The following is an 18,938-nucleotide window of genomic DNA, read 5'->3' as shown; positions in this document are numbered from 1 at the left end:
CGCCGTGACGAAGCCGAGGGCGGCGACCGGAGAGTGCCGGTCGCCGCCCTCCCCACCCGCTCACACCGAGGCCGACGTCACCGAAGCGGCCGCCGGTTCACCCGCCGCCGCGATCGCCTGTCTGGCCACCCGGAGCGCGTCACGTATGTCACGCGTACCGGTGGACACGCACAGGGTGTAGGCGGTGTCCTCCCGTTGACGCACGACCTTCGGGTCTCCCGACTCCGCACCTGGCGCGGCCAGTTCCTCATACCTGGCCACGAGCTTGCGCAGCATCGACGGGTGCGCCATCAGCACGACAGAACCTCCTTCGGAACTCGGGTCGACGTCACCGACCGAAGGCGCCCCTACCCCGCTTCCCGGAGCTCATTCCCCCTTCATTCGCCCTCGTGCGCGACGTCCTTCGCCCTCGTGCGCCCTCGTGCGACCTCGCGTGCGACTTCGCTCACTCTCACGCGCGACGTCCTTCGCCCTCACGCGCGCGACGGCGCCGTCCCCGTGGGCGATCACGCGCCCCGTACGGCCGCGACCACCGCCGCCGCGACCCGGGCGTGCCCCGCGTCGTCCGGATGCAGCCCGTCCGCGAGGTGGCCGGGACCGAGCAGGTCCCGCCCGGGCAGCAGCGCCAGCCGCTCGTCGCCGGCCGCGACCAGGTCCCGGACGGCCTCCTCCATGGCCGTGCGCAGCTCGGCGAGGGTCGCGCCCAGCGCGTTGGCCGTGGACTCCGCCTCCGGGCGCAGCAGCGGGGAGAGCAGCAGCAGGGGCGTGTCCGGATGGCCCCGGCGCACGAGGGTGACGAACGCCCGCGTGGTCTCGTACAGCAGAGGAGCGGTGTGCGGGACGCCCGCCCAGCAGTTCGTGCCGAACGCGAGGGTGAGGAGCCCGGCGGGGAGGGCGGCCAGGTGCTCGGCGGTGGGCAGGTCGCCGCGCGCCGAGCCCGCGTAACCGAGGTTGACCGTGTCGAGGCCGAGGGCGCGCCCCGCGACGGCCGGCCAGGCGTGGGCGGGGCGGGTGGACCACCAGCCCTCGGTGATCGAGTCCCCGTGCACCAGCCAGCGCGGCCGCGGCGGGGCGGGGGCGAGGGTGCCGCCGACACCGCGCAGCCCGAGGACCACCGGGGCCTGGCTCTCCGGCGGGTGCACGGTGAACGGCCCGGCGCGCCCCGGCAGGGGAATGGTGACGGTCGCCTCCTCGGCGGGGCGGGTGAACGCCTCGTGGACGCAGGCGTCGCCCTCCCACAGCGCGAAGCAGTGCGCCAGCTCGCGCAGCACCTGGCTCCCGTCCGGCACGGCGGCGCGGTAGCGGATCTCCACGGCGCGGGTGCCCGGGGAGGCCGTGAACTCCAGGCGTACGCCGATGGGCAGCGCCGCCCGCTCGGCGGTGTCCCACGGCAGCCGGGCCAGGTCGGCCGGGTCGGCGCGCACCGCGCGGCCGTGCTCGTCCAGCCAGGCCGTGCCGCGCAGGAAGGGCGCCGGATCCTGCCAGGTCATACGCGTGTCCTCCGGTGGGTGAAAGGCCTGCTCCGGGCCCCCAATGTGTCGATTCGTGCGGCGGGGCGCAATGTTTCCCCGTCTGTGCCCCAAGTGCGCAATGATCATTCGCGTATGCGCAACAACCCTGCATTACGAGCGCGAAGCGCGACCTTTAGGCTCGTGCCCCGTACCAGGAGTGGCGGTGACCGCCTGCTCGGCGGTCTCCCTTCCCCCGTGGGCCTTCCCCACGCCCGCGAGCCGCCGCAGGTCTGCCCTCCACCGACCCGCAGCGATGAAGGAGCCCCCGCAGTGCTGGATCAAGGCACAGCCCCTCCCGCCACCGAGCCGTCCGCGCCCAAGGCGTCCGGGCTCTTTGCCCTCACCCGGCGCAAGCCGGTGGAATTGCTGGTCGCAGAGGGTGGGCAGGGTGAGGGCGGTTCGCTCCGCCGCTCGCTGTCCATGTGGCAGCTCACCATGATCAGCATCGGTGCCACGCTCGGCACCGGCATCTTCGTCGTCCTCGGCGAGGCGGTCCCGCTGGCCGGTCCCGCCGTCACGCTCGCCTTCGTCTTCGCGGGTCTCACGGCGCTCTTCTCGGCCCTGTCGTACGCCGAGCTGGCCGGCACCATCCCGGTCGCCGGCTCCTCGTACTCGTACGCGTACGCAACGATGGGCGAACTCGTCGCCTGGGTGTGCGGCTGGTGCCTGCTCCTGGAGTACGGCGTGTCCGTCGCCGCCGTGGCCGTCGGCTGGGGCGACTACCTCAATGAACTCCTCGACGGCACCATCGGCGTGACCCTGCCCGCGGCGCTCACCGCGCCGCCGGGCGACGGCGGCATATTCAACCTGCCCGCGCTGATCGTCGTGCTGCTCGCGATGGTGTTCCTGCTCGGCGGAGCCAAGGAGTCCGCGCGCGCCAACACGATCATGGTGGTCGTGAAGATCGCCGCGCTCGTCCTCTTCTGCGCCATCGGCTTCATGGGCTTCACGTCCGGCAACTACTCCGACTTCATGCCGCTCGGCGTCAGCAGCGTCGGCGCGGCGGGCGCCATCCTGTTCTTCTCGTACATCGGCTTCGACGCCGCCTCCACCGCCGGTGAGGAGGCCAAGGACCCCAAGCGGGACCTGCCGCGGGCCATCATGCTGTCGCTGGTCATCGTCACCGCGCTGTACGTGCTCGTCGCGGCCGTCGCCGTGGGCGCCTGGGACTGGAAGAAGTTCGAGGGCTCGGAGGCGTCCCTCGCCGCGATCATGAACGACGTCACCGGGCAGAGCTTCTGGGGCACCCTGCTCGCCGCCGGCGCGGTCATCTCCATCGCCAGCGTCGTCCTCACCGTGCTCTACGGCCAGACCCGCATCCTGTTCGCGATGTCCCGCGACGGCCTGGTGCCCAAGGCGTTCGGCAAGGTCAACCCCAAGACCGGCACCCCCCGCGTCAACACGGTCATCGTCTCGCTGTTCTGCGGCGTCCTCGCCGCCGCCGTCCCGCTCGGCGAACTCGTCAACGCCACCAGCATCGGCACGCTCTTCGCGTTCGCGCTGGTCAACATCGCCGTCATCGTGCTGCGGTTCACCCAGCCGAACCTCCAGCGCAGCTTCAAGGTGCCGTTCGGCCCGCTCTTCCCGGTGCTCGGCTTCCTGTTCTGCGGCTACAGCATGTACAGCCTCGACATGATCACCTGGGTGGTCTTCGGTGTCTGGATGGCCGTGGGTCTCGTGGTCTACTTCCTGTACGGCATGCGCCGCTCCCGATTGGCCACAGCAGAGAAGTGACCCACCCGCAGTGCGACTGAACGATCTCGACGAACGCATCGTCCACGCCCTGGCCGAGGACGCCCGCCGTTCCTACGCCGACATCGGCTCGCTCGTCGGTCTGTCCGCGCCCGCCGTCAAGCGGCGCGTGGACCGGCTGCGGGCCGAGGGCGCCATCACCGGGTTCACCGTCCGGGTGGACCCGGCGGCGCTCGGCTGGGAGACCGAGGGGTTCATCGAGATCTACGCACGCGGCAACACCTCGCCCGAGACCATCCAGCGCGGTCTCGAGCGGTACCCGGAGGTCGCGGCCGCGTCCACCGTCACCGGTGACGCGGACGCGATCGTCCAGGTCTTCGCCTCCGACATGCGCCACTTCGAGCGCGTACTGGAGCGCATCGCGGGGGAGCCCTTCGTGGAGCGCACCAAGTCGGTCCTGGTGCTCTCCCCGCTGTTGCGGCGCTTCTCCTCCGGCTCGCCGGCCTGATCCGGAATCCCTAGCTCTCCGGGTACTCCGGCTGCCAGGGCAGTACGCGAAAGTCGCCGGTGCCGCGCTCGACCTTCTCGAACGGCGCGGCGCTCACGCACTTCGGCAGCTTCTTGGTCTCCTCCGGCTCGCTGCCGATCCAGCTATAGCCCAGCCGGTCGTGCCCGCCCAGGTCGTGCACCGAGACGCCCACCCGCTTGCCCCTGAACGGGGTGTCGGACTCGGTCACCACACCGGTCACGACCGCCACCTTCCCGCCCGTCACCAGGCAGTCGACCCGGGCCTTCGCCCAGCCGGACGTGCCGTCCGGGAACACGTGCCGGAAGCTGAACGTGCCGGTCGCCGCCTCCGGATTCATGTTGTCCTCCGCCGCCAGGTGCGCGTCGAAGGAGAAGGTGATGTCGTCGCCCGCCGGCCGGTACAGCTTCGCCGTGCCGGTCAGCGCCGCCGCCTCCCGGGCCGTGCCCGACCGGGCCGGCCCGTCGTCGGTGGCCATGGCGGGTGCCGTGGCGCCCGCGGCGAGCAGCACCGCAACGCCCACAGCGATGATCTTCGTACGACGGTTCATGGTGAAAGCCCCTCCGGCTGGTGAATCGGACGTCCCCCACTGTTCCGTCCGGGCCCCGGCCGCCACATCGCGCGCCGGTCGGGTCCGCCCTCCGCCGCGCGGCGGGGCCGTCCTCCGACCAGCGGGCGAGCGGCCCGCAACGAATCTCCGCCGACCGGCACATCCGCGCAACGGATCAACGGTCGGTCCGCAACGGTCACGCCTTGTCCAGGAAGAAGGCCGGACCGTACCGTTTTGAACGTCTCTCGACGCCCTCCCCGCCCTCCCGCACCCCGACAGAGGTCTGCCGATGCCGCCGCTGCGCACCGCCCTGCTCCAGAGCTCCGGACAGGTGGGCGACGTCGCCGCCAATCTCAAGGTCCTCGACGAGGCCGCCGCCCGAGCCGCCGCCACCGGCGCCGGCCTGCTGGTCGCCCCCGAGATGTTCCTCACCGGCTACGCGATCGGGGACGACGTGGCCCGGCTGGCCGAGCCCGCCGACGGCGACTGCGCCGACGCGGTCGCCGGCATCGCCGCACGCCACGGCCTCGCCGTCGTCTACGGCTACCCGGAGCGCGACGGCGAGACGGTCTACAACGCGGCGCAGCTCATCGGGCCCGACGGCGCCCGGCTCGCCAACTACCGCAAGACCCACCTCTACGGCGGCTTCGAGAGCGACTCCTTCACCCCCGGCGACCAGCCGGTCGTCCAGGCGGAGCTGGGCGGGCTGCGCGTGGGCCTGATGATCTGCTACGACGTGGAGTTCCCCGAGAACGTCCGGGCGCACGCCCTGGCCGGCACCCAGCTCCTGCTGGTGCCCACCGCGCTGATGCACCCCGCCGAGGTCGTCGCCGAGTCCGTCGTACCGGTACGCGCCTTCGAGAACCAGCTCTACATCGCCTACGCCAACCGGACCGGCCAGGAGGGCGAGTTCGAGTTCGTCGGGCTGTCCGCCCTCGCCGGCCCCGACGGCACCGCCCGCGCCCGCGCCGGACGCGGCGAGGAACTGGTCACCGGCGACGTCGACCCCGAGCTGCTGACCGCCTCGCGCGAGGCCAACCCCTACCTGCGCGACCGCCGCCCCGGCCTGTACACCTCCCTGATCTGAGCCCCCCGCTCGCCCCTCTTTCTCCACCCCCGCAAGGAGTCCGTACCCCATGACGTCCACGGTGCCCACCGCCGTCCAGCACACCGACGCGCAGCCGCCGATCACCATGTTCGGTCCGGACTTCCCCTACGCGTACGACGACTTCCTGGCCCACCCCGCCGGGCTCGGCCAGATACCCGCGACCGAGCACGGCACCGAGGTCGCCGTCATCGGCGGCGGGCTCTCCGGCATCGTCGCCGCGTACGAGCTGATGAAGATGGGCCTCAAGCCCGTCGTGTACGAGGCCGACCAGATCGGCGGCCGGCTGCGCACCGTCGGGTTCGAGGGCACCGGCACGGACGGGCTGACCGCCGAGATGGGCGCCATGCGCTTCCCGCCCTCCTCGACGGCGCTCCAGCACTACATCGATCTCGTGGGCCTCGAGACCCGGCCGTTCCCCAACCCGCTGGCCGAGTCCACCCCCTCGACCGTCGTCGACCTCAAGGGCGAGTCGCACTACGCCGAGACCATCGACGACCTGCCGCAGGTCTACCGCGACGTCGCCAAGGCGTGGAACGACTGCCTGGAGGAGGGCGCGGACTTCTCCGACATGAACCGCGCCATGCGCGAGCGCGACGTCCCGCGCATCCGCGAGATCTGGGCCAAGCTCGTCGAGAAGCTCGACAACCAGACCTTCTACGGCTTCCTGTGCGAGTCGGAGGCGTTCAAGTCCTTCCGCCACCGCGAGATCTTCGGCCAGGTCGGCTTCGGCACCGGCGGCTGGGACACCGACTTCCCCAACTCCATCCTGGAGATCCTCCGCGTCGTCTACACCGAGGCCGACGACCACCACCGCGGCATCGTCGGCGGCTCCCAGCAGCTTCCGCTGCGCCTGTGGGAGCGCGAGCCGGAGAAGATCGTCCACTGGCCGCTCGGTACGTCGCTGAAGTCGCTGCACGAGGGCGACCCCAAGCCCGCCGTGACCCGCCTGCACCGCACCGCCGGCAACCGCATCACCGTCACCGACGCCAACGGCGACATCCGCACGTTCCAGGCCGCGATCTTCACCGCCCAGTCCTGGATGCTGCTGTCCAAGATCGCCTGCGACGACTCGCTGTTCCCCATCGACCACTGGACGGCGATGGAGCGCACCCACTACATGGAGAGCTCCAAGCTCTTCGTCCCCGTCGACCGGCCCTTCTGGCTGGACAAGGACGAGGAGACCGGCCGTGACGTGATGTCGATGACGCTCACCGACCGGATGACCCGCGGCACCTACCTGCTGGACGACGGCCCGGACAAGCCGGCCGTCATCTGCCTCTCGTACACGTGGTGCGACGACAGCCTGAAGTGGCTGCCGCTCTCCGCGAACGAGCGCATGGAGGTCATGCTCAAGTCGCTCGGCGAGATCTACCCGAAGGTCGACATCCGCAAGCACATCATCGGCAACCCGGTGACCGTGTCCTGGGAGAACGAGCCCTACTTCATGGGCGCGTTCAAGGCCAACCTGCCGGGCCACTACCGCTACCAGCGCCGCCTGTTCACGCACTTCATGCAGGACCGGCTGCCCGAGGACAAGCGGGGCATCTTCCTCGCCGGCGACGACATCTCCTGGACGGCCGGCTGGGCCGAGGGCGCCGTGCAGACCGCGCTGAACGCCGTGTGGGGCGTCATGCACCACTTCGGCGGCGCCACCGACGCCTCCAACCCCGGACCCGGCGACGTCTACGACGAGATCGCCCCGGTGGAGCTCCCGGAGGACTGAGCCCCCACCGGCAGGGGCGTGAGCAGCATCCGGCCCACCAGGCCCACGGAGCGGTCGAGGCGTTCGGTGAACTCCTCGGCCAGCTCCGGGAACCGGCCCCCCAGGTGGTGGAGCTGCCACAGCGAGCGGGCCGCGAGCCACGCCCCGTCCCGGGCCCGCTCCAGGCTCCAGCAGCCCAGCAGATGCGTCAGGGGGTCGGCCACCTCCAGCAGGTCCGGCCCCGGCATCAGCTCCTCGCGGATGCGCTCCTCCAGCAGCGTGAGGATGTCGCCCACCCGGTCGAACTCCCCCTCCACGTCGGCCGGTTCGCAGTTGAGCGTACGGCAGGTGTCCACCACCGCCAGCGCCAGATCGTGCCCGATGTGCGCGTTGATACCGGCCAGGGCGAACTGCAACGGGCGTACGCCGGGATGGCGCCGGTACTGGAACAGCGGCCGCCAGCACGCCGGCGGGCGCCCCCCCCCCGCGACCGCGGCGACGGCCGCCCGGGAGCGCCCGGCGGAGCGGACGGCCCGCGCGGCGGCGGGCCCCCCGGCGGCGGACCCGCCCCCGCCCCCCCGCCCGGCGGCCCCCCCCCGGCCGGGGGGGGCGCGGGGGGGGGGGGCCGCCCGGGGGGGCGGCGGCCCGCCGGTCGGCGAACTCGCCCGCGCCGATGCGCCGGTCGATCTCCTCCGTGACGGTGAGGTAGACGCGGTTGAAGACCGCCACCCCGTCCGCCGCCGGCCACAGCGAGCGGAACGCACGCATCCGCGTCAGGACCGGGCCGACCTCGGACGGGGCCGGCGGGAATGGCTCGAGCTGCGACATGGGGGCAGCGTCCCAGTAGGTAGGCTCTCGGTGGTGTCATCGCGCCGGGCTTCGCCGGAACGGGCGAACGATCCGCCCGCGCGAGCACCTCTGGGGGAGGGGATCTCACGGTGTCAGGCGTGCGCGCACAGCGCCGGACGGAACGGAACCGGCGCACCGAACGGCGGCGCGCCACGCGCCGCCACGCCATGGCGGCGGCCGCGTCGGTGGTCGTCGCCGTCGGGACGCTCAGCGGAGTGCTGGCCGCGACCGGGGGCGGGGACGAGGACACGGCCGGGCCGCGGCCCGAGGCGTCGGTGAGCGCGCTGTACGTACCGCCGCTGCCGGCCCGCCCGAGCCCCTCGGCCACCGCCTCCGCGTCGCCGTCACCCTCGCCGTCGCCCTCCCGCACGTCGGCGAAGCCGACCCGGCCGGCCCCGAAACCGTCGGTCGCCAAGAGCCGCGCGCCGAAGCCGCCCGCGCCCCGGACCGTGTCGGCCGACCTCTACCGCCACCCGCAGTCGCAGGTGCTCGACTGGGTGCGTGCCCATCCCGGCGACCCGCGCCGGGCGGTCATCGAGTCCCGGATCGCCGACCAGCCGGCCGCCGTCTGGTTCGCCTCCTACGACCCCGGGGCCATCACCGGCAGGGTCCGCGCGGTGACCTCAGGGGCGGCCGCCGCCGGCCGGGTGCCCGTCCTCGTTCCGTACGCCATCCCCGACCGGGACTGCGGGGGCGCCTCCCAGGGCGGGGCGCCCGACCTGGCCGCGTACGACGGGTGGATACGGAACTTCGCGGCCGGGCTCGGCAGCGGGCCGGTCATCGTCGTCCTGGAGCCGGACTCCATCGCGCTGGCCGACTGCCTGTCGGACGGGGAGCGGGCGGCCCGGTACGCCTCCCTCGCGCGGGCGGGCAAGGCGCTCCGGGCGGCCAACCCGCGGGCCAAGGTGTACTTCGACGCGGGTCACTCCGGCTGGCACTCGGCGGCGAAGATGGCCGGCGCGCTGCGCGAGGCGGGCGCGGCCACCAGCGGCGACGGCATCTTCACCAACGTGTCCAACTTCCACGCCACCGCCGACGAGGCCGCCTACGCCCGGCGGGTGCTCGCCGAGCTGGGCGGCCCGTCGCACCTGGGCGCCGTCATCGACACCAGCCGCAACGGCAACGGCGCCCCCGCGCCCGGCGCGTGGTGCGACCCGGCGGGCCGGGCGCTCGGCCGGACGCCGACCACCCGGACCGGTGCGTCCCGGATCGACGCCTACCTGTGGGTCAAGCTGCCGGGCGAGTCGGACGGCTGCTCGGGCGCGGCCGGGGAGTTCTCCGCCGACTACGCCTACGACTTGGCGACCGGCTGATCGCCCTCGTAGGAGCTCGTGCCCGCGTCCAGCAGCGGCTCCTGCTCCTTGAGGTGGGCGGGGGCGAAGGCGCGCAGCACGTGGTAGCCGGTGATGACGACGATCGTGCCGAGCGCGATGCCGCCCAGCTCGAAGTGGTCGGTGATCTTCAGGCTCACGCCGCCGACGCCGATGACGATGCCCGCGGCGGCCGGGACCAGGTTGAGGGGGTTGCGCAGGTCGACCTTGGCGTTGATCCAGATCTGGGCGCCCAGCAGGCCGATCATCCCGTACAGGATCACGGTGATCCCGCCGAGCACGCCGCCGGGGATGGCGGCGACGACCGCCCCGAACTTGGGGCACAGGCCGAACAGGAGCGCGAAGCCGGCGGCGGCCCAGTAGGCGGCCGTCGAGTAGACGCGGGTCGCGGCCATGACGCCGATGTTCTCGGAGTACGTGGTGTTCGGCGGCCCGCCCACGGCGGTCGACAGGATCGAGGCGGCGCCGTCGGCGGCGATGGCGGTGCCCAGCTTGTCGTCGACCGGGTCGCCGGTCATCTCGCCGACGGCCTTGACGTGCCCGGCGTTCTCCGCGACCAGGGCGATCACGACGGGCAGGGCGACGAGGACGGCCGACCACTCGAAGGCCGGGGCGTGGAAGGACGGCAGCCCTATCCAGTCGGCCTTCGCGACGCCGGAGAGGTCCAGGCGCCAGTGGTCGACGGCCCCGGCTCCGCCGACCGGGGAGTGGATCTTGCCGAATGCCAGGTCCAGCACCCAGGACAGGGCGTACCCGAAGACCAGCCCCAGGAAGATCGCCACGCGTGACCAGAAGCCGCGCAGGCAGACGACGGCGAGCCCGGTGAACAGCATCACCAGCAACGCGGTCCACTGGTCCTGCGGCCAGTACGTCGACGCCGTCACCGGCGCCAGGTTGAAGCCGATCAGCATGACGACGGCGCCGGTCACGACGGGCGGCATCGCCGCGTGGATGATCCGCGCCCCGAACCGCCGCACGGCCAGGCCCGCCAGGAACAGCACGGCACCGACCACCAGCACCGCGCCGGTCACCGTGGCGCTGTCACCGCCGCTCGCCCGGATGGTCGCCGCCACCCCCACGAACGACAGCGAGCAGCCCAGGTAGCTGGGCACCCTGCCCCGCGTGGCGAGCAGGAAGATCACCGTGGCGACGCCGGACATCATGATCGCCAGGTTGGGGTCCAGCCCCATCAGCACCGGCGCCACGAACGACGCCCCGAACATGGCCACGACGTGCTGCGCGCCGAGCCCGGCGGTACGGGGCCAGGACAGCCGCTCGTCGGGACGGACGACGGCTCCGGGAGCGGGTGTCCGTCCGTCGCCGTGCAGGGTCCAGCGCACGCCGAGGTTCATGGGGGGTGGCTCCACTTCTCCGGTTCGGGCGGCCGCGCCGCACGGCCGGGTCCCGGCCGGGGGTGGCGGCCGAAAAAGACCAGCCGCCATGGTAATCGGACGCGCGTACGCCCCGGCCCACCCTGGGCCGCGTGCGGCGTGCGGGGTGGCCTGCCAGCGCGCTGTGCGGGGTCTGCCAGCGGCCCGCCGCAGGCTCGGCGCGTCCCTGTCGACGTCCACCCGGAGGTACGGCCCATGTCCGCCGCACAGCACGTCCCCCCGCGCCCGAGAACGCGGTCGCGCCGCCTTCGCGCGATGTCCGCGCCCCTGCTCGCCCTGACCCTCACGGCCACGTCCGCGGGGGCGGCACCCGCCGAAGCGGTTCCGGCGGCCCGGGACACCGCCCGGGTGCGCCCCGCCGAACTGGCCCGGCTCGCCCAGCGGCTGGTGGACGCCGGCGCGCCGGGTGTGATCGTGCGGGTGACCGACGGCAGCGGGCGGCCCGTCGAGATCGTGCGGCAGGCACCCTGGGCCGCGCGGGAGCAGCGGCTCGCCGCCGGGGACGAGTTCCGGATGGGGTCCAACACCAAGACCATGATGGCCGCGCTCGTCCTCCAGTTGGCCGCCGAGGGCCGCCTGGCGCTGACCGACCCGGTGGAGAAGTGGCTGCCCGGGCAGGTCCCCGGCGGCTCGGCGATCACCCTGCGGATGCTGCTCACCCACACCAGCGGCCTGTACGACTACACCCTGGACCCCGCCGTGCTGCCGGCGATCCTGGGCAGGGACGACCGGCGCTGGACCTCCCGCGACCTGCTCGCCGTGGGCGTGCGCCACGCCCCGCTCTTCCCGCCGGGCACCCGGTGGTCGTACAGCAACACCGACTACGCGGCGGTCGGCGCCGTCCTGGAGGCCGTCACCGGCGCCTCGCTCGCCTCGCTCGTCCGGGACCGGATCGCCCGCCCGCTGGGCCTGCGGCACACGTACTTCGCCACCGGCCCGCACTGGCGCGGCAGGTACGCGCACGGGTACGAGCCGGACGCGGCGCACATGCCGGACGCGGTGCCCGAGCGGTTCCGGGACGTCGGGGGCGTCCGGCGCGGCGCGTACGTCGACGTGTCGGGCAACGACCCCGGCTGGGGCGGGGCCGCCGGGGCGGTGGTGTCCACCGCACGCGACTGGTCCCGCTTCACCTCGGCCCTGCTCTCCGGCGAGCTGCTGCCCCCGGCGCAGATGGCGGAGCTGCGCAGGACCGTGCCGATGGACCCCGAACGCCCGCAGGACGGGCCGGGCGCCGGACCCGGCATCGAGACCGGCGACACCCCGTGCGGCACCGTCTGGGCCCATGACGGCGGCATGACCGGATACACCAGCACGAGTTCCTCCGACCGCGACGGCCGCCGCTCCGCCGTCGTCCTCGTGCCCACCGAGTTCCTCTTCGAGTTCGACGCCGACCCCGAGCTGGTGGCCGCCCACCAGGCACTCCTGGGCGCCGCCGTCTGCGCCATGTTCGGCAGGCCGGCGCCGGACGGGCCCTCCGCCCCGGGCCGTGAACGCGACGGTCAGGACGGCTGAGGCGGCACGTCCGGCGTGAGCGTGCCAGGGGCGGCACCGGGGGCCCGGGCGGCGGCGAGCGCCGCGCCCACCAGGTCCCGGGCACCCGCGCGTGACAGCGCCTTGCCCGCCGCGTACGCCGCGGTGAACCCGGCCGGGCCCAGCACGCCGGTGACCCGTCCGGTCAGCGCGCGGACGTCCTCGTCGCCCAGGTCCTCGGCGCCGCGCAGCGCGGTGGCGGCGCCGAGCAGCCGCGCGGCGCCCTCCGCGTCACCGCGGGCGAACGCGATGTCGGCGGTCGCCGCCGCGATCCGCGCCGCCACGGAGGTGTCCCAGCCCAGAAGCTGGCGCACCGCCGGGTCGTCGAGCCGGGCGGCCGCCCGCCCGGGGCCGCCCTCCGCCGCGTCGATCCGCGCCAGCGCGGCGCGCAGCAGCGCGGCCAGGTGAGCGGGGGGCCGCCGGCCGGAACCGGTACCGGCACCAGAATCGGAACCAGCACCGGCACCGAACCCGGAACCAGCACCGGTACCCGCCAGCCCGGCCTCGGCGTGTGCCCGTGCGAGCTCCCACCGCCCCGCCCACCACTCCAGCCACGCGAGCCCGAGCCGTACGAGCGCCACCGGTTCGGCCGCGCCTCCCGGCAGCACCTGCTCCAGCAGCTCCTCCAAGTCCCGCCGGCCCCCGGGCACATCACCGGTCCGTGCCCGCAGGAGGGCCGCGGACATCTCGTTCTCGATCGAGTACGCGCGCAGCCCGAGCTGCGCGAAGCAGTCGTACGCCCGCTCGTTCATCGCCCGCACCCGGGACAGGTCACCGGTGAGGCCCACCAGACCGGCGTGCGAACTCAACGCGACGGCCAGGCCCCAGCGTTCACCGGTGGCCTCGAAGCCCCGCGCGGCGCTCGCGAGGCGGTCGGCCGCCCGTCGCGGGTCACCGGTGTGCAGGGCGAGCAGCCCGGACGTCAGCAGCCCGAACGCCCGCTCCCAGGCGTCGTCACCGGCCGGCCCCGGCACGAGGCGCCCGCCGGCCCCGCCGGGAGAGGCGACGGCGAGGGCGAGCCGGGCCAGCGCGGTCAGGGGATGCGGGTCGTGCGCCGCGTCCCCGGCCACGCGCCCGAACCGCTCGAACGCCTCCTCGGTCTGCCGCGGCAGGCCGGTCGCCTGCACGGCGAGGGCGTGCGCCGCCACCACCCGGACGTACGCCACGGGGTCCGACGGCCCCGGCACAGCCAGCACCCGGCCGAGCAGCTCCACCGACTCCGGCGGATTGCCCCGCAGGTGCCAGAACCAGCCCAGCGCGGCGGCGAGACGCACCGCCCCGGCGGCGTCGCCCGTGCCGGTCCACCGGCGGAGCGCCGCATGGAGGTGGTCGCGCTCCGCCGTGAGCCGGCCCAGCGCGTCCACCTGGTCCCGGGTGCGCAGCAGGGGCTCGGCCGCCTCGGCGAGGCGCAGGAAGAAGGCGGCGTGCCGGTCGCGGGCGGGGCCCGGCCCCTCGTACGAGGCGAGCCGTTCCCGCCCGTACTCCCGGACCGTCTCCGCCATCGTGTAGCGCGGCTCGGCCGCGTCCGCCGTACCGGCCAGGTGCAGGAGCGACTTGTCGACGAGCGAGGCGAGCAGGTCCTGGACGTCGCCGCCGAGCCCGCCGACGGCCGCCGCCGCGTCCTCGGTGACGCCGCCGGGCACCGCCGCCAGCCGCTCCAGGAGTGTGCGCTCCCCGGGCTCCAGCAGCTCCCAGCTCCAGGCCATCACGGCGCGCAGGGTGCGGTGCCGGGGGAGTGCGGCGCGGCTGCCCCCGGTGAGCAGCCGGAACCGGTCGTCGAGGCGGGCCGCGACGGCGGCGAGCGGCAGGGTGCGCAGGCGCGCCGCCGCCAGTTCGATCGCCAGGGGGAGCCCGTCGAGCCGGCGGCAGATCTCGCTCACCGCGCCCACGGACGTGTCGTCCACGGTGAATCCGGGCGCGACGGCGGCGGCCCGGTCCTCGAAGAGCCGGACCGCCGCGCAGGCGCGTGCCCGGCCGGTGGGGGAGCCGGGTGCGGGGAGCTCCAGCGGGCCCACGTTGTGCAGGTGCTCACCGTCGATCCGCAGCGGCTGCCGGCCGGTCGCCAGCACCCGCAGGCCGGGACAGCGGGCGAGCAGCGCGGCGACGAGCCGTGCGGCCTCGTCGACCACGTGCTCGCAGTTGTCCAGCAGGAGGAGCGGCTTCTCGCCCGCCACCGCCTCGACCAGGGCCGCGACCGCCTCCTCGGGGCCGGAGCCGGCACGGTCCGCCGGTGCGCGGGCCGGCGCCCGGCCACCGCGCGCCCGCAAGACGTCCAGCACCGCCCCCGGCACGCCGCCCGCCCCGACCGGGGCGAGCCCGACGCACCAGACCCCGTCCGGAGGGGCCAGCTCCCGCGCGCAGACCTGCGCGAGCCGGGTCTTGCCCGCGCCGCCGGGACCGACGAGGGTCACCAGCCGGACGCGGCCGAGCAGTCCGGTCACGCGCCGGACGTCCCGGCCGCGCCCCACGAAGCTGGTCGGGCAGGTGTCCGGGTTGCCGCTCGGGCCGTGCACCCGGGGCCCTGGCGGCTCCTGCGCCCGGCGGGCCGGCGGGAGCGGTGCCGCCGGGGCCCGCAGCACGGCGAGGTGCGCGGCCGTCACGTCCGGGCCCGGATCGGCGCCGAAGGTGTCCGCGAGCCGGGCGCGCAACTCCGCGTGGACGGCCAGCGCCTCGGCGTTCCGGCCGGTCGCCGCGAGGGCCCGGATCAACTGGGCGTGCAGCCCTTCGTGCAGCGGGTGGCGGGCCGTCAGCGCCTGTACCTCGGCGACCAGGGCGGGACCCGTGGCGCCCCGCGCCAGGTCCGCCCCGATCCGGTCGCCCAGCGCGGCCAGCCGTGCCCGCGCGAGCCGCTCGGCCTCGCCCGCGGCGAACGGCGCCCCGTGTACGTCGGCGAGGGCGGGCCCGCGCCACAGCCCCAGTGCCTCCCGCAGGACCTCCGCGGCCTCGTCGGGCCGGGAGCGGGCGAGCAGCTCGTGGCCGGTACGCGCCAGCTCGGCGAAGCGGAGGGCGTCCACGGCCGCCGGCTCGACGGCCAGGCGGTAGCCGGTCGGCCCGTGGACGAGCGACGAAGGGCCGGCCGCCAGCCCCCGCAGCCGGGACACCAGCGACTGGAGGGCGTTCACCGGGTCCGCCGGGGGCGTGTCGCCCCACAGGTCCTCCACCAGCGTCCCGGGCCGTACGGCACGCCCGGCGTCGAGCGCCAGCCGCACCAGCAGCGCCCGCAGCTTCGCACCGCCCACCGGGAGGGGGCCGGTCCCGGTGTCGAACACCAGGGAACCGAGCAGTCCGACACGCACCCGCCCACTATGACAGGCCGTCACCCCGCACGCCCCGGCCCACCCCCGCTCCTTCGGAGCCGGCTCAGCGGGGACGCTTCCCGGCCGCCGACCCGTCCGGAGCCGTGCCGGGCGGCGCGTCCGCGACCGCGTCGGACGCCCGGCCCGGCGCGCTATCCGCCACCGGGCCCGATCCGCCGCCCGCGACCGGGTCCGGTTTCCCGCCCGCCGCGGGGCGGGCCGTCCGGTCGCCCGTGCGCAGTACGCCCGCGCCGACGACCAGGCCGAAGGCCAGCAGGGTCACCAGGCCGAACGAGACCGTGAGCGAGGTGACGTCGGCCACCCCGCCGATCGCCGAGGGGGCGATCAGCCCCGAGGTGTAGGTGATGGTGGCGACGCCCGCGATGGCCTGGCTCGGGTTGGGACCGCTGCGCCCGGCCGCCGCGAAGGCCAGCGGGACGACCACGGCCACGCCGAGGCCGAGCAGCGCGAAGCCCGCCATCGCCACCGCCGGGTGCGGGGCGGCCACGACCAGGACGCCGCCCGCCGTCGCCGCGACGCCCCCGACCCGTACCGTCCGTACCGCGCCGAACCGGTCCACCACCCTGTCGCCCACCAGCCGTGCCACCGCCATGGTGAGGGCGAAAGCGGTGGTCGACGCGGCCGCCAGGCCCGCCGACGTGCCGAGCTGGTCGCGCAGGTAGACGGCCGACCAGTCCAGGCTCGCGCCCTCCGCGAAGACCCCGCAGAAGCCGATCGCCCCGATCACCAGCGCCGACCTGGGCGGCAGGGCGAACCGCGGCGGCGGCTCCTCGTCCGGCGCGCTGCGCAGGTCCAGCACGCCCTGGCAGAAGAGCAGGCCCAGCGCGGTGAGCGCGAGCGCGGCGATCACGTGGTGCAGCCGGGCGTCGGTGCCCAGGTGGGCGGCGAGCGTGCCGGTGGCCGAGCCGATGAGGGCGCCCGCGCTCCACATGCCGTGCAGACCGGACATGATCGACTTGTCGAGCCGGTTCTCCACCTCGACGCCCAGCGCGTTCATGGCCACGTCCGACATGCCGGCCGTGGCCCCGTACACGAAGAGAGCGCCGCACAGGGTGTAGATGTCCGGCGCGAAGGCGGGCAGGACGAGCGACAGCGTCCACAGGGCGAGCAGCCCGCGCAGCGCCGTGCGGGCGCCGAAGCGGTGACTGACCGCGCCCGCCAGCGGCATCGCCGCCGAGGCCCCGAGGGCGGGGAAGGCGAGCGCGAGGCCGAGCTGTCCGGCGCTGACGCCCGCGTGGTCCTGGATCCAGGGAATGCGGGTGGCGAAGCTGCCGGTGACGGCGCCGTGCACACAGAACACGGCGGCCACGGCGATCCGGGCCCGCCGCAGGCGTTCCCTGCTGAACTCCACGTCGTACGACGCCACGGGCCCTCCCCGGTCCGGTTGACGGCAGCGCTCGTAAATTATCAGGAAGGCTGCCTGATAGTAAGATCGTGTGACGAGTTCTGAGAGGATCACGGCATGCCCGCATCGCCCAGCACCGCCCGGGCCATCAACGACCGGCTCGCGCTGCGACTCCTCCAGGAGCAGGGTCCCTTGACGGCCGGTCAGCTCAAGAGCCTCACCGGACTCTCCCGCCCCAGCGTCGCCGACCTCGTCGAACGGCTCCAGGGGGCGGGCCTGATCCAGGTGGTGGGGGAAGCCGGCGCGGAGCGGCGCGGACCCAACGCCCGGGTGTACGGGATCGTCGCCGACCGCGCGCACCTCGCCGCCCTGGACGTCCGCACCACCAGCGTCTCCGTCGTCGTCACCGACCTGCTGGGCGGCACGCTCGCCGAGGCGTCCCTGCCCATGGAGGGCCACAGCGACCAGCCCGCCGTCGAGCGCGCGGTGGCGCTGCTGGAGCGGACGGTCGCCGAGGCCGGGGTGCGGCGGCTGCACAGCGTCGGCATCGGGGCTCCCGGCCTGATCGACCCGGCCACCGGCGAGCTGCGGGACTCGACGGGCCTGCCGGCCTGGCACCGGCGGCTCGTGACGGTCCTCCAGGAACGGCTGCCCGCGACCGTCCTCGTCGAGAACGAGACGAACCTGGCGGCCGTGGCGGAGCAGCGGGAGGGCGCCGCACGCGACCGGGACACCTTCGTGCTGCTGTGGCTCGGGCACGGCGTCGGCGCGGCGGTCCTGCTGGACGGGAAGCTGCGCCGCGGGGCGTCGGGCGGCGCCGGCGAGATCGGGTTCCTGCCCGTGCCGGGGACGGGCGGCCTGCCGTCGGCCACCGGCTGTGACGGCGGCTTCCACGCCCTGAGCGGGTCGGCGGCGATCCGCTCGCTGGCGGCGCGGTACGGCATCGAGGCCGCCGACCGGGGCGAGGAGCCGGCCGGCGCGGTGGCGGTGCGCACGGCCACCGCCGACGGGGCGGACGCCTTCCTCGACGCCCTCGCCGACCGCCTCGCGCTCGGGGCGGCCGCCGTCAGCGCCGTGCTCGACCCGGGGTGCGTCGTCCTGGGCGGCGAGACCGGCCACGCGGGCGGGCCCGGGCTCGCCGCCCGCGTCGAGGCCCGGCTGGCCGCGCTGTCCCCCGTGCGCACCGAGGTCCGGGCCGGGACGCTGGGCGGCGCGGCGGTGCTGCGCGGGGCGCTGCTGACGGTCCGCGACGCGGCCCAGGACGCCCTCTTCGCGCCTAACCGTTAGGCCGCCGCTCCAGGAACTCCTCGAAGGTGCCCCGGCCCACCGCGTGCTCCGGCGCCAGATGGCCGCCCGCCCGGAAGCCCCGGTACGCCTTGCCCGCCAGCGGCACGCTCACCACCGGGCGGCGCCTTCCGGTGGCCCGCAGGTACGCGCGGGCCAGGTCCGGGAAGGTCCGCACCTCGGGCCCGCCCATGTCCGGCACCCTTCCCGCCGGTGCGCCCGCCGCCAGCGCGGCGAGCCGGGCGGCGACCTCGGTGACCTCGACGGGCTGGTCGCTCACGCCCGCCGGGACCGCCAGCACCGGCAGCCGGGCCGCCGCACCGAGCACCGCCGCCACCAGGTCGTGGAACTGCGTGGCCCGCAGCACCGTCCAGCCGAGCCCCGACTCCTCGAAGAGCCGCTCCACGGCGAGCTTCGTCCGGTAGTAGCCGAGCGGCACCCGGTCCACGCCCACGATGGAGATGTACACCAGGTGCCCGGCGCCGGACCGCCGCGCCCCCGCGATCAGGTTCCGTGCCGCCCGCTCGTCCCCGCCGCGCGGGCTGGACGCGCAGTGCACGACGGTGTCCACACCCGCCAGGGCCGTGTCCAGCCCCGCACCGCCCTCGTGCAGATCGACGGCGTACGGCCGTGCGTGCCGGCTCAGGCCCCGCACCTCGTGCCCGTCCGCCCGCAGCCGCGCCTCGACGTGCCGGCCGAGCGTGCCGGTGCTGCCGGTCACCAGAATCGTTTTCATCCCCGCTCCTCTCCTGACGTGGTCACCAGGAGAGAACCGGCGGGCCCGCCGGAATGTGAGGCCGAC

15 protein-coding genes are annotated in these 18,938 nt (G+C 74.9%); 7 read left to right on the top strand and 8 right to left on the bottom strand.

Features of this window, described 5'->3' with window-relative positions; genetic code table 11:
* Positions 1-60: 60 nt before the first annotated feature.
* Entirely contained in the window at positions 61-291 is a 231-nt protein-coding gene (locus tag E2B92_RS18880; RefSeq protein ID WP_382674532.1) for a DUF5133 domain-containing protein, read from the bottom strand.
* Between the two features lie 215 nt (positions 292-506).
* Entirely contained in the window at positions 507-1,490 is a 984-nt protein-coding gene (locus E2B92_RS18875; protein WP_126884816.1) for a GDSL-type esterase/lipase family protein, read from the bottom strand.
* Positions 1,491-1,781: 291 nt separating this feature from the next.
* On the opposite strand from E2B92_RS18875, the gene E2B92_RS18870 reads away from it, so the two are divergent.
* Positions 1,782-3,245, top strand: a complete 1,464-nt coding sequence (locus E2B92_RS18870; RefSeq protein WP_126884815.1) for an amino acid permease — start codon at positions 1,782-1,784, stop codon at positions 3,243-3,245.
* Between the two features lie 10 nt (positions 3,246-3,255).
* Positions 3,256-3,711 (top strand): Lrp/AsnC family transcriptional regulator, encoded by a 456-nt coding sequence (locus E2B92_RS18865; RefSeq protein WP_064067061.1) that lies wholly within the window; start codon positions 3,256-3,258, stop codon positions 3,709-3,711.
* Between the two features lie 10 nt (positions 3,712-3,721).
* On the opposite strand, the gene E2B92_RS18860 is transcribed toward E2B92_RS18865, so the two are convergent.
* The gene (locus E2B92_RS18860; protein WP_126884814.1) at positions 3,722-4,279 is read right to left on the bottom strand and encodes a Repetin; all 558 of its coding nucleotides are present in this window, start codon (positions 4,277-4,279) and stop codon (positions 3,722-3,724) included.
* 289 nt (positions 4,280-4,568) lie between these two features.
* On the opposite strand from E2B92_RS18860, the gene E2B92_RS18855 reads away from it, so the two are divergent.
* Together E2B92_RS18855 and E2B92_RS18850 are read left to right on the top strand one after the other, a co-directional pair.
* Positions 4,569-5,366, top strand: a complete 798-nt coding sequence (locus tag E2B92_RS18855; RefSeq protein WP_126884813.1) for a carbon-nitrogen hydrolase family protein — start codon at positions 4,569-4,571, stop codon at positions 5,364-5,366.
* Between the two features lie 49 nt (positions 5,367-5,415).
* On the top strand, positions 5,416-7,110 hold the full coding sequence (locus E2B92_RS18850; RefSeq protein ID WP_126884812.1) for a flavin monoamine oxidase family protein: 1,695 nt from the start codon (positions 5,416-5,418) through the stop codon (positions 7,108-7,110).
* On the opposite strand, the gene E2B92_RS18845 is transcribed toward E2B92_RS18850, so the two are convergent.
* Positions 7,071-7,853 carry a DUF5995 family protein gene (locus tag E2B92_RS18845; protein ID WP_443070288.1) on the bottom strand — a complete coding sequence of 261 codons (783 nt, stop codon included), beginning with the start codon at positions 7,851-7,853 and terminating at the stop codon, positions 7,071-7,073. The genes E2B92_RS18850 and E2B92_RS18845 overlap by 40 nt on opposite strands.
* Positions 7,854-8,027: 174 nt before the next feature.
* On the opposite strand from E2B92_RS18845, the gene E2B92_RS18840 reads away from it, so the two are divergent.
* Positions 8,028-9,251, top strand: coding sequence for a glycoside hydrolase family 6 protein (locus tag E2B92_RS18840; protein ID WP_399431358.1), 1,224 nt, complete (start codon positions 8,028-8,030; stop codon positions 9,249-9,251).
* On the opposite strand, the gene E2B92_RS18835 is transcribed toward E2B92_RS18840, so the two are convergent.
* The gene (locus E2B92_RS18835; protein WP_126884810.1) at positions 9,230-10,621 is read right to left on the bottom strand and encodes a uracil-xanthine permease family protein; all 1,392 of its coding nucleotides are present in this window, start codon (positions 10,619-10,621) and stop codon (positions 9,230-9,232) included. The genes E2B92_RS18840 and E2B92_RS18835 overlap by 22 nt on opposite strands.
* Before the next feature lie 294 nt (positions 10,622-10,915).
* On the opposite strand from E2B92_RS18835, the gene E2B92_RS18830 reads away from it, so the two are divergent.
* Complete coding sequence (locus tag E2B92_RS18830; RefSeq protein WP_126884809.1) at positions 10,916-12,172, top strand: serine hydrolase domain-containing protein; 1,257 nt, start codon at positions 10,916-10,918, stop codon at positions 12,170-12,172.
* Here E2B92_RS18830 and E2B92_RS33815 read toward each other — a convergent pair.
* Positions 12,160-15,486: a BTAD domain-containing putative transcriptional regulator gene (locus tag E2B92_RS33815; protein WP_126884808.1), complete on the bottom strand. Its 3,327-nt coding sequence runs from the start codon at positions 15,484-15,486 to the stop codon at positions 12,160-12,162. The genes E2B92_RS18830 and E2B92_RS33815 overlap by 13 nt on opposite strands.
* Before the next feature lie 64 nt (positions 15,487-15,550).
* On the bottom strand, positions 15,551-16,873 hold the full coding sequence (locus tag E2B92_RS18820; protein WP_235023882.1) for an MFS transporter: 1,323 nt from the start codon (positions 16,871-16,873) through the stop codon (positions 15,551-15,553).
* Positions 16,874-16,969: 96 nt separating this feature from the next.
* Between E2B92_RS18820 and E2B92_RS18815 the strand changes: the two genes are divergently transcribed.
* The gene (locus E2B92_RS18815) at positions 16,970-18,139 is read left to right on the top strand and encodes an ROK family transcriptional regulator (protein WP_126884807.1); all 1,170 of its coding nucleotides are present in this window, start codon (positions 16,970-16,972) and stop codon (positions 18,137-18,139) included.
* Here E2B92_RS18815 and E2B92_RS18810 read toward each other — a convergent pair.
* Positions 18,129-18,872: an SDR family oxidoreductase gene (locus tag E2B92_RS18810; RefSeq protein WP_126884806.1), complete on the bottom strand. Its 744-nt coding sequence runs from the start codon at positions 18,870-18,872 to the stop codon at positions 18,129-18,131. The two genes, E2B92_RS18815 and E2B92_RS18810, sit on opposite strands and share 11 nt — an antisense overlap.
* Between the last annotated feature and the right edge of the window lie 66 nt (positions 18,873-18,938).

The organism is Streptomyces sp. WAC05374 (genome assembly GCF_004353505.1).
GTDB lineage: Bacteria > Actinomycetota > Actinomycetes > Streptomycetales > Streptomycetaceae > Streptomyces.
Note: the sequence above shows the minus strand (reverse complement) of the source record. Positions and strands in the feature narration are given on the sequence as shown.

Coding starts and splice junctions, on each gene's coding strand:
- E2B92_RS18880 (WP_382674532.1), bottom strand. CDS start 291: ATGGCGCACCCGTCGATGCTGCGCAAGCTCGTGGCCAGGTATGAGGAA.
- E2B92_RS18875 (WP_126884816.1), bottom strand. CDS start 1,490: ATGACCTGGCAGGATCCGGCGCCCTTCCTGCGCGGCACGGCCTGGCTG.
- E2B92_RS18860 (WP_126884814.1), bottom strand. CDS start 4,279: ATGAACCGTCGTACGAAGATCATCGCTGTGGGCGTTGCGGTGCTGCTC.
- E2B92_RS18855 (WP_126884813.1), top strand. CDS start 4,569: ATGCCGCCGCTGCGCACCGCCCTGCTCCAGAGCTCCGGACAGGTGGGC.
- E2B92_RS18850 (WP_126884812.1), top strand. CDS start 5,416: ATGACGTCCACGGTGCCCACCGCCGTCCAGCACACCGACGCGCAGCCG.
- E2B92_RS18835 (WP_126884810.1), bottom strand. CDS start 10,621: ATGAACCTCGGCGTGCGCTGGACCCTGCACGGCGACGGACGGACACCC.
- E2B92_RS18830 (WP_126884809.1), top strand. CDS start 10,916: ATGTCCGCGCCCCTGCTCGCCCTGACCCTCACGGCCACGTCCGCGGGG.
- E2B92_RS18815 (WP_126884807.1), top strand. CDS start 16,970: ATGCCCGCATCGCCCAGCACCGCCCGGGCCATCAACGACCGGCTCGCG.
- E2B92_RS18810 (WP_126884806.1), bottom strand. CDS start 18,872: ATGAAAACGATTCTGGTGACCGGCAGCACCGGCACGCTCGGCCGGCAC.